Source organism: Alteromonas gracilis (assembly GCF_002993325.1).
In the GTDB taxonomy this organism is placed as follows: Bacteria; Pseudomonadota; Gammaproteobacteria; order Enterobacterales; family Alteromonadaceae; genus Alteromonas; species Alteromonas gracilis.
The window spans coordinates 25,488-39,935 of sequence record NZ_PVNO01000027.1 but is presented as its reverse complement, the minus strand read 5'-3'; the positions used below and the strand labels follow the sequence as shown (position 1 = coordinate 39,935).

15 protein-coding genes and 1 tRNA gene are annotated in these 14,448 nt (G+C 44.9%); 5 read left to right on the top strand and 11 right to left on the bottom strand.

Features of this window, described 5'->3' with window-relative positions; translation table 11 throughout:
- Positions 1–130: 130 nt before the first annotated feature.
- The 4 genes from C6Y39_RS13540 to C6Y39_RS13525 all read left to right on the top strand — a co-directional run bounded on the left by C6Y39_RS13540 (position 131) and on the right by C6Y39_RS13525 (position 4,633).
- Positions 131–610, top strand: a complete 480-nt coding sequence (locus C6Y39_RS13540) for a MarR family winged helix-turn-helix transcriptional regulator (protein ID WP_338065014.1) — start codon at positions 131–133, stop codon at positions 608–610.
- Positions 610–1,683 carry an HlyD family secretion protein gene (locus C6Y39_RS13535; protein WP_105931791.1) on the top strand — a complete coding sequence of 358 codons (1,074 nt, stop codon included), beginning with the start codon at positions 610–612 and terminating at the stop codon, positions 1,681–1,683. Before C6Y39_RS13540 ends, C6Y39_RS13535 begins: the two co-directional genes overlap by 1 nt.
- A gap of 8 nt (positions 1,684–1,691) precedes the next feature.
- Positions 1,692–2,723 (top strand): DUF2955 domain-containing protein, encoded by a 1,032-nt coding sequence (locus C6Y39_RS13530; protein WP_105931790.1) that lies wholly within the window; start codon positions 1,692–1,694, stop codon positions 2,721–2,723.
- 152 nt (positions 2,724–2,875) lie between these two features.
- On the top strand, positions 2,876–4,633 hold the full coding sequence (locus tag C6Y39_RS13525; protein WP_105931789.1) for a diguanylate cyclase: 1,758 nt from the start codon (positions 2,876–2,878) through the stop codon (positions 4,631–4,633).
- Here C6Y39_RS13525 and C6Y39_RS13520 read toward each other — a convergent pair.
- From C6Y39_RS13520 to C6Y39_RS13505, 4 genes are read right to left on the bottom strand one after another with little or no spacing between them, the layout of a single operon-like run.
- A complete protein-coding gene (locus tag C6Y39_RS13520; protein WP_105931788.1) occupies positions 4,628–5,563 on the bottom strand; it encodes an alcohol dehydrogenase catalytic domain-containing protein in 936 nt (311 codons plus the stop codon). The two genes, C6Y39_RS13525 and C6Y39_RS13520, sit on opposite strands and share 6 nt — an antisense overlap.
- A 30-nt stretch (positions 5,564–5,593) precedes the next feature.
- On the bottom strand, positions 5,594–6,430 hold the full coding sequence (dkgB, locus tag C6Y39_RS13515; protein ID WP_105931787.1) for a 2,5-didehydrogluconate reductase DkgB: 837 nt from the start codon (positions 6,428–6,430) through the stop codon (positions 5,594–5,596).
- 21 nt (positions 6,431–6,451) lie between these two features.
- Positions 6,452–7,360 (bottom strand): TIGR03571 family LLM class oxidoreductase, encoded by a 909-nt coding sequence (locus C6Y39_RS13510; RefSeq protein WP_105931786.1) that lies wholly within the window; start codon positions 7,358–7,360, stop codon positions 6,452–6,454.
- 10 nt (positions 7,361–7,370) lie between these two features.
- Positions 7,371–8,561 (bottom strand): MFS transporter, encoded by a 1,191-nt coding sequence (locus C6Y39_RS13505; protein WP_105932034.1) that lies wholly within the window; start codon positions 8,559–8,561, stop codon positions 7,371–7,373.
- Between the two features lie 191 nt (positions 8,562–8,752).
- Between C6Y39_RS13505 and C6Y39_RS13500 the strand changes: the two genes are divergently transcribed.
- Positions 8,753–9,649 (top strand): LysR family transcriptional regulator, encoded by an 897-nt coding sequence (locus C6Y39_RS13500; RefSeq protein ID WP_105931785.1) that lies wholly within the window; start codon positions 8,753–8,755, stop codon positions 9,647–9,649.
- Positions 9,650–9,656: 7 nt separating this feature from the next.
- On the opposite strand, the gene C6Y39_RS13495 is transcribed toward C6Y39_RS13500, so the two are convergent.
- The 7 genes from C6Y39_RS13495 to C6Y39_RS13465 form a co-directional block, all read right to left on the bottom strand.
- A complete protein-coding gene (locus C6Y39_RS13495) occupies positions 9,657–10,586 on the bottom strand; it encodes a DMT family transporter (protein ID WP_105931784.1) in 930 nt (309 codons plus the stop codon).
- Positions 10,587–10,843: 257 nt separating this feature from the next.
- Positions 10,844–11,347: a ribosomal protein S18-alanine N-acetyltransferase gene (gene rimI / locus C6Y39_RS13490; RefSeq protein ID WP_240618895.1), complete on the bottom strand. Its 504-nt coding sequence runs from the start codon at positions 11,345–11,347 to the stop codon at positions 10,844–10,846.
- A gap of 5 nt (positions 11,348–11,352) precedes the next feature.
- Entirely contained in the window at positions 11,353–12,102 is a 750-nt protein-coding gene (locus C6Y39_RS13485; RefSeq protein ID WP_105931782.1) for an alanine acetyltransferase, read from the bottom strand.
- A 325-nt stretch (positions 12,103–12,427) separates the two neighbouring features.
- Positions 12,428–12,504: transfer RNA gene (locus C6Y39_RS13480), tRNA-Trp, on the bottom strand.
- Between the two features lie 210 nt (positions 12,505–12,714).
- Positions 12,715–13,575: a phosphotransferase gene (locus C6Y39_RS13475; RefSeq protein WP_105931781.1), complete on the bottom strand. Its 861-nt coding sequence runs from the start codon at positions 13,573–13,575 to the stop codon at positions 12,715–12,717.
- Positions 13,541–14,185 carry a nicotinamide riboside transporter PnuC gene (gene pnuC / locus C6Y39_RS13470; protein ID WP_105931780.1) on the bottom strand — a complete coding sequence of 215 codons (645 nt, stop codon included), beginning with the start codon at positions 14,183–14,185 and terminating at the stop codon, positions 13,541–13,543. Before pnuC ends, C6Y39_RS13475 begins: the two co-directional genes overlap by 35 nt.
- On the bottom strand, positions 14,185–14,448 hold the full coding sequence (locus tag C6Y39_RS13465) for a hypothetical protein (RefSeq protein ID WP_105931779.1): 264 nt from the start codon (positions 14,446–14,448) through the stop codon (positions 14,185–14,187). Before C6Y39_RS13465 ends, pnuC begins: the two co-directional genes overlap by 1 nt.

The following is a 14,448-nucleotide window of genomic DNA, read 5'->3' as shown; positions in this document are numbered from 1 at the left end:
ATTTTAAAGATGTCTTCAAATTTTTATCATTCTATTTAACGAAAACCTTCACGTAGACGCTCAACGAACTTATTAGCCTATTCGTCCCACAACCATTTACTTAGCATGCTAACCAAATAAAATACTTAGCATGCTAAATAAATTAATAAGTATTACGAAGATGTTTTCAGAACCGATGCCGCTTCACTTAATCGCACTGTTTGCACGAACTTCAAGGAGATGCAGAAAAACGGTCACCAAATCTGTAGCCCACCTTGACCTCACTGAATCGAGGTGGCGTGTGATGATTCATATGGCTTTGCTTGGCGAAGGATGTACCCAACAAATGCTAGCGGAAAGTCTTGAAATAGAGATGCCGAGTCTCACTAGAACGATCAAGCAATTAGAAACCGCGGGGTTGATCAAACGCATTGTTGATGAAAACGATAAGCGAAGCCGTTTGCTTTATTTCACACCAATGGGAAAAGGTCGTATGAACGATATAGAAAGCACGCTCGCCGCGCTGCGGGATGAGGTCTATGCAGGTATATCCGACGAGGAGCTAAATATTATGGCTCTATGTATTAACAAAATTGAGCAAAATGCCGTTCGGCTTCTGGAGGCGAATTAGTGAGTGAAAGAACACCCGACCAAGCTTTTGCAAGATACGTAAAACTAGCGTTAGTAGCTTTTGCTGCCTGTTTTATCTATTTCGTAGTTGCTGATATCCGCATGCCAATGACACCCCAGGCAAGGGTGTACCATCAGGTTACACAAATATCACCTCAGCTTAATGGCCCAATCATTAAGGTCTTAGTAAGCAACAATCAACACGTTAAAAAAGGGCAAGTATTGTTCGAAATTGACGATACTCCCTACAATATTGCGCTTGAAAAAGCGCAGATTGAATTGGCGAATGTGGCACAAGAAAATGCTCAAATTGACGCCCAGGTGGACGCAATGAAGGCAAGAATAGCAGCCGCGACTGCCATACTCGTAGAACGCAAAAGTGAATATCAACGATTAAACACCTTAATAGAAAGCAACGTCGTTTCTCAACAAGACGTGGATAAAGCTAACGCCCAACTTCAAAGCGCAGAGGCAGATTTAAGCGCACTTAAAGCTGAGTTAAACCAGCAGATTGTAGCTAGGGGAGAAAAAGGAGAACGTAACCTCAAATATCGGGAAGCTCGCAACGCGCTAAATCGTGCAGAATTAAATCTGGCATACACCAGAATAAAGGCTCCGCACGAAGGCATTATGGCAAACATGCAGGTGACAAAAGGAACCTATGCCAAACAAAGCGTTCCCCTTGCATCTGTTGTAGATAACAAGCTTGACTTGGTTGCTGACTTTAGAGAAAAGTCGCTAACCAGTGTAGAAAAAGGCGTGCGTGCCAAAGTTGTTTTTGATGCGATACCTGGGAAGGTGTTTGCGGCGCAGGTGGAAGATTTCGAGGCTGGCGTTAGTGATGGCCAACTGTCAGCAAATGGCACGCTAGCCACAGTTGAAAAATCGAACCGATGGGTGCGTGACGCGCAGCGCCAGCGCGTTCATATCAGCTTAGATGAAAGTGAAGCGCCATTAAATCGTTTGACCAGTGGTGCCCGGGCGACGGTTCAAATTGTTCCTAATAACCCCATTGAAAGTTTTGTCGCGAATGTTCAAATTCGCTTTATCAGTTTATTGCATTACATCTACTAAAACAGGTTATGAAAACACAACTTAGCGAAAATGATGTTCAACAGATGCTCAGAATTGCCAGCGGCGCGACTCTCGGGTTTACGATATCTAAGGCAATGGACTGGCCGAACCCGATATTTTTTACCCTTTATCCCATCTTGTTGTTAGGGCTGGTAGCCGTTTTAAATGGGCACATAATAAGACAGTTTCTTGCAGCGACCGTGTTCCCGGCAATGGTTGTGCTAGTAGTGTATGGTTTGTTTGGCACCCACCCGCTGCTTATTACACCATTAATCGCAGCAACCTTTGCTTTTTTATTTTGGCAAATGAGTAAGGGCACATTATTTTTGTTTGGCGCATTTTCTCTGGTTGGGCTGTCGTTACAGCTGCACTTCGCAAGTTACAGTAACGATGGAATAGACATTTATCCGTTGGTGATTTCAAATATTGGCGCAATTTTACTTGCTCTAGGCATCGCTTTTGCCTTGCACCTAATATTCCCCGATAGAGCACCGCGAACACCACCGCCTAAGGTCTCTAAAGATCAAGCGAGCATCCGACACGAAGTTATCTTATGCACGACAGTGGCTACGTTATCTTTTGCTGTGTTTCAAACCTTCGATTTAGTTGATTCTATTTCGGCGCAAGCAGCGAGCATACTGATTCTGTTCCCTCTTTGCTGGAAAGGGGCCACCATGAGTGGTTGGCAGCGAGCAATAGGCACCTTGATTGGGTGTAACCTTGCCCTGCTCGCGCAGCTGGTTTTGCTGAATTACAGCGATACGTTATTTTTCGCTAGTTTTAGCCTGTGGATATTGGTCTTTTTTGTAAGTCGGCAGCACGTTTTGAACGGTGGTGGCGCGGGGACCGGCTTTGGTGTACTTACCACCTTTGGCATCTTGTACGGACAGTCACTTTCCCCCCAACAAGATATTATATACAGTGCGCTTTATCGGTTCTCGTCTGTTGCGGTAGCCATTGCAGTGAGCCTGTGTGCTATTTTTGTTGTACATAGCCTACTGAATCAACATCAATCTACACGGCATCACACGTTTTCTTGACCTTACTTGCAACAGGCTAGACCTGAGCAGTGCTCTATAGATATAGCTGACGATTATGTATTTTTGTTTTTATTTATTGGGCGCTTACATTTTTAAACAATGTGCTATATTGATTTTTAAACAAAAAGTAACCAACAGTACAAGGACGGTCAATGCTGCGAATATTGTTCGCATGGCTTGTAATAGTATGCTTTTGCCAAACCGCTAACGCAGCTAATTTCAATGACCCTCAGTCTATGCTGTCTTTAGACAGCGATGTCGTTTTTGCAGTAAGCAACTCAGCTGAACTTACAGGCGATGAACAGTGGTTTTATAGCGCTGATGTGATAGAAAGGTCGCCTTCACAATATTTACATTTTAAAGTTCGCGTTTACAACCAATTAGATACGCAAGTTCCTGTCTGGTTTTCAATTAGCTTTCCAGCAATAAAACGTTTAACAGTGACTGACGGCACTAAAAGATGGGTAACGGGCGACAGTTTGCCTTTTAGCTCTCGTCCTGTGAATGCGCCGAACTACCACTTTCCTTCCATATTACCACCGTCAGCCTATACAGAATTTAGCGGCACTATGACAGGCGAAATATTAAGGTATAGCTTTTCAGTCGCTACACCTGAATATTACAGCAACCTTTATATGAAAACCTTGCAGCGGGATATGGCGTTTTTCGGTGCAATGGGGCTGCTTACTGTACTTTGTACATTGGGCTTCATTGCTAGCCGCAATTTAGTCTTTTTAAGCTTTGCCTCGTTCATTTTTACTATAACCTTTTGGTTTTTTCGCGTCTTTGGTTACGCGTTTGAATTACTTTGGCCTAATACGCCAAGTTTGAACGATATTAGCTATGCTGTAAGCATTTACTCTGTTTTGATTACCGCCTTTTGGGTTTTGTTTCAGACACTAGCCAGAGACAACCATGAAGTGTACGGAGCGAAGCCCGTCAAACGGTTCTGCGCGATTTTGCCTTTTATGGGGATATTATTATGGCAAAGCGTAGGGCTTGATTCTGCACTAAAACTTCCTGTAATTCTCTTTTTCCCTTATATACTGATTGCAGCTCTCGTTATCTTTGTAGAGCATAAACGGGGCTCTGACAGAGCCAAATGGCTAGCTGCCGCTATGCTTCCATTAACATTTAGTACCCTAGTCCTTACTGTTATTGCACTTTTTGAGGTTGAGGTTTATTTAGAGCCTATCGCCACCTTCATGACTGGGCTCGTGATGACCTGTCTGTTTATGGTCGCGCTTACCGCGAACTACATGGTTAAGGTTGTGCAAAGAGAAAGAGACGCACAGAAAGAAGCAGCACAATTAAAAAGTGAACAGACATTTAGACTAGAAGCGCTGGTGAAAGAGCGTACACTAGCGCTCGAACAGACCAACAGTGCATTGGCAGTGTTAGCTTCTAAAGATAGCTTAACGGAATTGCCCAATCGTCGTACGCTGGACTTATTTGTAGATGATACGTTTGATAAGACCATACACGATCACGAGGCACTCGCCATTGCGCTAATAGATTTAGACCATTTTAAAAGTATTAACGATACCTTCGGACACAATGTGGGTGACGAAGTGCTCAAAGGAATTGCCAATATTCTCGCGCCGCTAAATAATGAAGATCAAGTAGCGGCTCGATATGGTGGAGAAGAATTTGCCATTGCAAAGCGCGTCACACAGCCTAATGGTAACCAGTCTAGCGAAGCCGAGGAATTTGCAAAACAATTGGAAATCGTCCACTGTGCCATTAATCAGTTAGCCATTGCATCGATAGATGACAGGAAACTGGGAGCATGTATAGGTTGGACATTATGTAAAGGCTCCGACGATATTGTCGAAGCCTTTAGGCGAGCTGATAAAGCCCTCTACCTTGCCAAAGATAAAGGAAGAAACCTAATCATTCCGGCTTTATGACACGGTTACCACCGCCTTTCGTTTGTCTTCTTTTGAAAATTGCAGCGCCTTGTTTAAATTATCAAATTCAAACAGGTTGGGGATCTCAACTACCAAAGATTGCGCAGCAACTTGTTCAAGTAGCGCCTCACCGTCTTTCACCAAACGCTGCCACTGTGGTAAATCGCCATAATCATGCAGCGCGCCTAGTGCTATCTCATGATAAGAAATAGTACGCGTGAAAGGCGCATCAACAGGCACTTCAATACGACCTAGTATACTCACTACGTGACCATTAGCTTCAAGAAGCGGTACAAGTGACGCCGCATAGTCTGGCCCGTTCGCGTCGAAAAGCGCGTAAAATGTTTGTCCTTCAGGTTTACCGCGATGGATGGCTTTTACGCCCATCTCATCGGCTTGCTCTTGCGAAAAGCTCCCTGAGATAACATGTACATTAAAACCGGCCTGAGAAAGTATTTGTGCCAGCAATTTGTTAACGGCGCCCATACCGCTGACTAACACGTCAGCCCCTTTTCTTACCGGCACTTTACTAAACGCCTGCCAGGCAGTAAGCATTGGACACGGCAAGGCAGCAGCTAGTGCAAAATCAATACTTTCTGGCACAATCATCACGCGGCTTGCGTACACTTCACTATGATCGGCAAAGCTTCCGTGTTCTCCTAGGCTATGATGGTAAGCCACTCGCCTACCCAATAGACCGTTATCAACGCCCTCACCTACAGCGACAACAACACCTGCACCATCTACACCAGGAATATGCCCTTTTTCCCAGTCGCGCGGGTTATCATCGATAAATTTCCAGTCTACGGGGTTAATGCCAATAGCATAGTTGCGCACAACAATACGCCCTGCTTCTGGCTCAGAAAATTCCCGTACATCTTGTACTAGTGCTGCGCCGGCCTGTTCAAATTGCCAAACGTTAGCTTGCATAAAAGCTCCTTAACACGGTGATTTTTCCAATTAGTCCCACGCAGGTGAGAAATCTGGGTTGGCTTGACGGTCGCCACAATCTAGCGCGTCAATCTTTGCGATATCATCTGCGTTTAAGGTAAGTTCAAGCGCTTTGAAATTGGTTTCCAGGTTTTTACGCTTAGTCGACGATGGAATAGTGACTAAACCATGGGCCAGCTCCCAGGCTACGACTACCTCAGCAGTACTTACACCATATTTATCTGCAATCGCAGTGATAGTCTCGTCTTTTAGCACTTTGCCAACAGCAAACGGCATATACCCTGTAACTGTGATGCCATGCTTCTCACACGCTGCACGCACTTTTTCATTAGTAAGATAAGGGTGTACCTCTACCTGATTCGTGGCAATAACGCCCTCGCCCAAGATACTCACCGCTTCTTCAATTTGTGCCACGGTAAAGTTGGAAATACCAATTTCTTTTGTGAGTCCCAGTTCCTTAACGCGCAGCAGTTCACCTAGGTACTCTTCCATGCTTTCGCCGTTTTCCGGTGACGGCCAATGAATAAGTAGCAGGTCAACGTACGACAGTTGAAGCTTTTCCAAACTCTCTTTTACACTATCCACAAAGCTTGCTTTATTCAGCTTGTCGTTCCACACTTTGGTGGTGACGTAAAGGTCTTCACGTGCAACAAGATTGTTTGCAATAGCGTCTTTAATAGCGCGACCTACCGCTTCTTCATTGCCGTAAATTTGCGCCGTATCAATGTGACGGAAACCCACTTCAAGTGCCATTGTCACGCTGTTATAGGCTTCATCGTCTTTTAAGCGAAACGTGCCTACACCTAGCGAAGGAATTTTAGATTGTGACTGATTTACATTCGGCATGATGCCTCCTTGTTGGTTCCGTTATTTATGAAAGTGAGGTAATACGTTGTCAGCAATGCGCAGCATCGCGTCTTCTACTGGTTGCGTATTACGTCTGAAGTGCAGGCCAATATGATCAACCCCCGCTTCTTTCATTGCATTGAGTTCTTTGATAAGCCCATTTACACCAGTTTCAACCCCGAATCGGTGGCGTTTTATGGGCGCTTCATCGTCTTCAACCAAATTAAGATGAATAAAGCTAACGTACGGCTTGTTGCCCGCAACATTTCGCCATAGCTCTACGCGCTTTGCATGGTCGTTCGGTGTACCTGGATACGCCAACCAACCGTCCATATTTTCTCCAACCCACTGAGGGCTTTGCTGAGCGAGCCCTGCAACGTACAAAGGCGGCGTGGTTGAGCGCGGTAACAGCGACATGCCAGGCTTAAGGGAATTCTCACCGTGCTTTACAATTTCAAGTGACTGCCTGAATTGCTCGCCGCGACTGTCAAACTCGACATCGAACAACGGATACTCAACAGGTCTATCTCCACTAGCGACACCGAGAATAAGACGATCTTCACTTAGCTGCTGCACCGTTGCTGCCGCCTTTTTAACAAGCCATGGCTGCCTAAGAGGTAAAACAACAGCGGCAGTGCCTAACAAAATATTGTCGGTGATGCCCGCCAAATAACCCAAGTAAGTGAAGGTTTCGAAAACTTGGGCTGCGTCACCAAAGCTAGGGTCGTAAACTGGTACATCTCGTACCCACGCTGCTTTAAACCCTAGTTTGTCGGCTAATTGAATACGGCTGTGATGCTCGGTCATATCAGGTACGCCGAACGGCGTACCTTTTGTGGCGTCGAAATGCGCCCAGTCGTTATCTAGCGGAAGCTCTACACCTACAGAAAACGTATGCTGGGCAAGCTTATCAAAGGTATTTGTCGTCATTGTGACCCCCTTATACTCTCGTCGCATTATCTGTAGTATTGAGTTCGCGCTTGTCTAAATAGCCGCTGTAGCGAGTAACAACCAAAGCTGAGACAGAAATAAGCGCACCAATCCATGCGGTATCTGATAGCTCCATGCCATCGACAATTGCGCCACCTAAGATGGAACCCACTGCTATGCCTATATTAAATGCTGCGATGTTTAAGCCTGAGGCAACATCAACGGCATTAGGGGTAAACTTCTCTGCTAATTGAACAACGTAAACCTGAAGCCCTGGCACGTTACCAAAAGCAAATGCGCCCCATACCAATACGGTAATCACTGCGGCAACTTTACTGCCCATGGTAAATGTCAGCGCAAACAAGATGACTGCAAGGGCTGAAAAGATGATTGTTAGCGCGCGGATTGGGCCTTTTTTGTCAGCAAGCTTGCCGCCATAAATATTGCCGACCGCAACAGATACACCGTAAACCAACATAATTAAGCTAATGGCTGAGGGCGCAAAACCCGCCTCCTCCTGCAATATAGGGGCAAGGTAGGTGAATGCCGTAAACGTGCCGCCATAGCCCAATATCGTCATTAGATACACTAATACCAGACGAGGCTGAACCAACACCTTCATTTGTTCACTCAAGGTGGCCGGCTTACTTTGTTTAAGATTATTCGGTACCAGCAACGCACTGCCAATTAGCGCAAGCGTGCCAAGCGCGGAAACCACAAGGAAAGTCGCTCTCCAACCGAAATTTTGACCAATCCAGGTGCCTAAAGGTACGCCAGTAACCAAGGCGACGGTTAAGCCCGTGAACATAATGGCAATAGCACTGGCTTCTTTTTCTTTCGCCACGAGCCCAGTAGCAATAGTTGATCCTATGGAAAAGAACACACCGTGGGCAAGGCCTGTCAGTATGCGGGCTAAAATTAAGCTTTCGTAGCTAGGCGCTTGCCAGGCAAGAATGTTACCTGCCACAAATAGCGCCATTAAGCTAAGGAGAACATGTTTTCTATTCCATTTTCCTGTAAGAGCAGTAAGAACGGGCGCGCCAACGGCAACGCCAACGGCGTACAAGCTAACGAGTAAGCCTGCACTTGGTAGTGTAACGCCAAGATCTGTCGCAATAGTAGGTACCAGCCCTACTATCACGAACTCTGTTGTGCCAATAGCAAACGCACTTAACGTTAACGCAAATAATGCAATAGGCATTTCAATATCCTCAAAAAGTAAGTAACGAGATGGCTTGATTAACAAGGCCACCATTGGCTTCTAGAACGAACAACTACACCGTTTTTTGAAAGCCATTAATAAAGTGCGTACAGTTTGACGACATTTTCATTTGCAAAAAACAGCACTAATGACAAAATACTTTTGCGATTTTTGAAAATATAAGGTGCGTAATGCCAGTTTCATCAAAAACTGAAGATTTAGAAGCCTTCCTAACCGTTGTGGATACAGGTAGCTTTTCCAGCGCTGCCAATTTGCTGAATCAGCAGGTGGCAAAGGTGAGTAGAGCAGTAACTCGGCTTGAAGATACGTTAGATGTAACCTTATTAAATCGTACTACCAGACGGCTTGAACTAACCGAAGAAGGGGAACTTTTTCTGCAATATGCCAGAGACGGGCTAAACGTGTTGGAAAAAGGCGAAGAAGCACTGCGACTACTAAAGCGCGCGCCTTCAGGAAAACTTAGGGTAGATGCAGCGAGCCCTTTCGTGCTCCACCAGCTTGCGCCGTTAGTGGGTGAATTTCGAGAAGCATTTCCTGACATTACGCTCGATATCACCAGTCACGACAGTATTATCGACCTGTTGGAACACAAAACCGATATTGCAATACGTATTGGTGATTTAAGCGACTCTAATTTACATGCAAGACGTTTAGGGAAAAGTAGGCTGCACATAGTGGCAAGCCCAGCGTATCTTGAAAAATACCCCATATATGAAAACGAGGATGGAATTAGCGCGTTAAACAAACACAAACTGATTGGTTTTAGCGACGCACAAAGTTTAAATAAATGGCCGCTCAAGCAAGATATCAACTTGCAGTACAGTCTTCGTGCGTCAAGCGGCGAAACTATTCGCCAACTATGTCTAGCGGGGCAAGGTATAGCCCTACTGTCTAACTTTATGGTGCACAGAGATCTCAGCGCGGGCACGCTTGTCGATGTGTTTAGCGACGAGATCGTCAGCCCAAACCGCAGAGAGTCGGTGCAAGCGGTGTACTACAAAAATAGCGCCGTATCGTCTCGTATCTCTGCGTTTTTAGATTTTATACAGCCTCGGCTTACACTTTAAACAGCTGTTATTTTACGCGCCCTTTGCCCAGTATTTTCTTAAGCGTGCTTTGTGGAAGGCCATTCACAATAAGCGCCGCTATCATCAATATTGCGCCGGCCATTACCATAGGCAACAGCGTTTCTTTAAGGAGTACAACTGAGCTTACATAGCCCACAATTGGCGTAAGTGTACTAATGAGCACGATTTTATCAGGTGGCAATTTAGGCCCCGCCGCTACCATAAGGCCAAAGCCGAGACCTGTTGCCACTGGGCCTATGTACGCCAGCAGCAACCAATCGCTGATATCGTAAGCCCCAAAATTTGGCTTTGGCTCTACTATGAGAGCAATAGCAAGCATGGCGAAACCCGCAATGGCAAACTGCCAGAAGACCGCTTCAATGACGCTTCCTTTCCACTTGTGAAAAGACACTCTTCGAATAGCGACCGCCCACAATGCAGATGCCAGCAACATACCAAAGAGCGGTAGCCAAGCGCCTGGTTCTCCCGAAGCAAATAAAATCATTGCGCAGCCAATAGTAGAAATACCGGTAAGAATTAATCGCTTAGAAGGCGGGCGCTGTCGATACCATAATGTATCGATTAGCAGCATCCAAAGCGGTGTGGTGTAAATAAGAATACTGGCCGTGCCTGCTGGGATAAACTGCAGGGATACGGTAATAAGCCCCATTGATAAGATAAACTGGAAAAACGCTACCACAAAAACCACCGAACGATCTTTGCGGTTTAATACTGGTAAACGTTTTTTCGTGAGCAATACAAAAAGCGCAAGCACAGGAAGGCTTAGCAAGAAGCGCAAGCACACCATCCATACAGGCCCTACAATCTCAAGCCCTAACTTCATGCCTGGCCAGTTAAGCCCTAAACACAACACTGCAACCAAAAGCATTTTAATACCTTTTGATTGCTCTTTTTCCGCCACCGATAATGAAGACATGCGTTTTTAAAAATCCAATTACAAGAACTGATTTAAGAGAAGTCATCACCGCTACAGGGGTTGAATTTGAGCGGGATATAATATGGGCGCAAATATAAGTGAATTGGCGGTGAATTGAAACCTAGCCTGCCGTGTAATGACGTTATTTTATCGACCAAATGGTCAACTTTTTAAAAACCTGTGGAAACTTTGCGATACGGCGAATTACTCACTTGAGTTTGCCATTTCGATTAGAGGCTAGAAGTTTCTCTTAAAAGCTAGTCTAGAGCTGGATTTGTCCACTTCATGATTTTCGCATTCTCTTTTTGTGCGCTGTTTCCACTACTCTTGTTATTCCCGCCATCATTGCTTCTTACGGTGTAATAGTTTTTGCGAGTTTCGATATGTTCAAAACCTGAACTTTCGTACAGCGAAATAGCCGTGTGGTTACTCTCACGCACTTCTAGCCAGATTTCACGCATTGCATTTTTCACTGATGTCTCAATGACAAAATCAACTAAAGCGCGACCTATACCCTTGCCTCTAGCGCCACTGTCTACCGCGATATCCATTAGCGTAGCTTCATCAACGACTTCAAGCATAATGGCATAGCCAACAACTTTCTCATTATCAAAGGCTAACACCCCGTAATAGGGTTTGGTGAAACAATCCTCAAAGGTGCTAAGTTTCCAAGGCGCTACTTGCGAATGCTGGTGAATAACGTGAGCGTGTTCGATGTATTGTTCGAAGCCTTGAGGCGGTACGATGGTAAACTTCATCATCACGACTACTGCTCGGTCGCTGATTTGTTCAACGTGCGTCCTACGTCAGTGAGCTGAGCCCACAGTTCCCGCTTTTGCGTGGTGGTGAGTTTTAGCGGTGTAGCTGGCAATACAATGGCCGATTCGGTTACTGATAATGTTCGGCCAATCATTATGTTGTTAGCCCATTGTGACGGAATACCCAACTGAACACAGGCTAGCTGCAAGTCTTTTAACCATTGCTGTGACTTCGCTTTCTGTTCGGCACTTAAAGGAATACCGTCTGGCGATGCTGGCTTTTTCGCTTCACTTGTTTTTATCACAGGCTCTTGTGAATTCACCACGTTACCGTTTGGTGGCATTGTAGCGTGTGGCGAAGAAGCTGCCATTTTGCTTTGCGCTATACTCGCTTCATTTGCACCGTATTTTTGAGTTCTTTCATCTAACGGCGCGTTATGCGTGGGCGGTTTTGCTGTTACAACGTCTCTGGGCTTAGCTTTCTCTTTTGAACTGCCACCTACGTTTGCTCTCAACTGAGCAAGACGTGACTGCTTTTCTTCCTGAGAAATTGGCGTTGAAGACGGCACATTTGATTGAACATTTTGGTTAAAAGTGGCGTGTGATGCTGAACTGTTCGCCGTACCGTGCACGTTTTGTGAAGTACCGTTTTCTTTTGGCTTTGTTTGGTCTTTTAGCTCAGAGTAGGCGTCTTTAGTGATCCATACGGGGATCCCCATTTCTTGTAATACCGCCTGCTGATATGAGGTGAGAGACATTGCGTAAAAGACCTAAAAGTGAGTTAACCATCATTTTCGCTCAGTTTACTAAAGTTGATGGCGTGATTGAATAACTATCGCCTTCTTTTACCTAAACCACTCTTACTACCTAAACCACTCTTACTCTTAAGTATAGAGCGCATGAAACTATATACACCAAGTCAGAATCATCCGATAGGTGTATGAGCTTGTGAAATGTAAAACAGATACAACAAAAGTGCCGAATTTAAACGGTAGACACCAGAGACTAAAATAGAGAGATTTACAGAAACTAGATAAGGGCAAGTTTTGAAATTAAAGCAGGAGCATTCATAAAGAGAGAAAGTGGCAGGGGTGGAGGGACTCGAACCCCCAACCATCGGTTTTGGAGACCGCTGTTCTACCAATTCGAACTACACCCCTAGCGCGCTGTGCATTATACGGATGACATTAAAAAGGTAAAGCCTTTTTATCATCACATACAACTGCATGCTTAATTAACACGCAATGCGCTGTTTTTTCAATCGAATAGTGCTGAGTTTAAGTGATGCGCATCTTTTCATTCAGCCCTTTACCCAAGTTTGAAAAAGGCAATACCTAGGGTTTATTAGATAGAAGTCTCCCCTGCTTTCCCTATATATCTTTCGTTGCATTGAGCGCAGCAAACCACAAATCATTCGTGATAGCGACAATCTCGGTATGCAGTTCAAATTTCTCGAGCGCCTTATGTTTATCTATATTCATGATGGCGGCGTAATGCTGCATCAACTCATCACTTTCTTTATTATCGAGTTTATTGATGAGGCAGCAGCTAGCTAAATCGAAGTAGCGATTGCCCATTGCAGCATATTCCCAATCAATAATTGTTACAGTGTTGTCTGCACCTATTAACAGGTGATTAATCAGCAAATCGTTATGGCACAACACATAGTCATCATCGTCTTCTTCGCTCTTTATTGCTTTTTTCCGAAACGCCTGCGCCTTTAAATAAAGCTCACTGCTTATATCAAGCTGTGCAGCGTCACTGTAATGGAGCCATCTTGCGGCTAAATTTAATGGCCTAGCGGTTACAGGTAGTGAATGAATACGCGCGAGAGTCTTTGCCAAAGTATATAAAGGAAGTCTATGCGAAGAGAGCGTTGCACTTTCACTGTGACTTTGCCACCTTTCAACCCAGATGGTTTCATCATCGCTTAACCATATGGGCTGCGGCGCTACACCCAATCCGTAAAGCTGTTGCTGCAAAGCAAACTGATGCTGACGTTCCACACCGCTAAAATCATCATCGCCCATCCATTTAACGGCTAAATCGACAGGGGTATCTTCAAGCTTCAGATTATTACTACTTCGATGATTGCCGTTCCTTGAAAGTAATGGGTTAGTCACCGAGTCTTGAACGCGATAAACACGATTTACCGCACCAGCTGGATGTATAGAAATTTTGGCACTGTCGCTAAGGTTAAGCGCCTTTTGCAGCGTGGCGATGATATCCAACTTGTTCACCTTGTTTCTTATATTGCACCAACCACTGATAATAGCCAAACACCGCAAAGCCCACGTAACCCAAGAATAGGCAAGCTGACAATGCATAACCTACTTGCAGGTATAAATACGCAGAAGCCAAATTGATGAAGAACCAATAAACCCAGTTTTGTAGAATCTTATGCGCCACCATAAATGTGGTTATTACGCTCAGTAAATTAATGCTCGCATCTAATAGTAGGTACTCACTATTAAACTGTGAGCCTGCTACTTCAGACAGAACCCAAGCGAGCAGTAACATGCTAGGTACAATGAGAAAATGTACCCAAATCGGCCAGTGACGTACCGGCTTAATATCGCCGTTTTCTGCTCCTTTCGACCACTGATAATAACCGTATCCCGCCATTATCATGTAAAAGAAATTAAGCGCAGACTGAAATGGCAAAGTCACCTGCCAAAATAGCCAGGTGTAAATCGCCGTACTGACAAAGGCACATAGCCAACACCAGCTATTTTGTTTTGCAGCTAACAGTACGTATGCAATGGCAAGGACAACCGCTACCCACTCTAACAGTGAAGTAGCGGCAATTTGTGAAGTAAACTCAGAAAAGAAGCTAGCCATTAAGACGATTTTCTAGATTGCATGGCATCGAAGTTAAGAAACTTGGCCACGAAAATAGCCTGCCCCACCTCTTCATGTGTTCTTTGCATTTCTTCACCAAGTAGTTTCATTACCACACTATAGTCACCGGTAACCTGCGTGCTGGTTGAACTTGTTGAAACCGTGATCTCACTATAGCTATTTAACCTATCTATGAAATCTTGAATAGGCGGAATATATTCGTTTACCAGTGGGTACAACGACAGTTCAACCATAACTTGCAT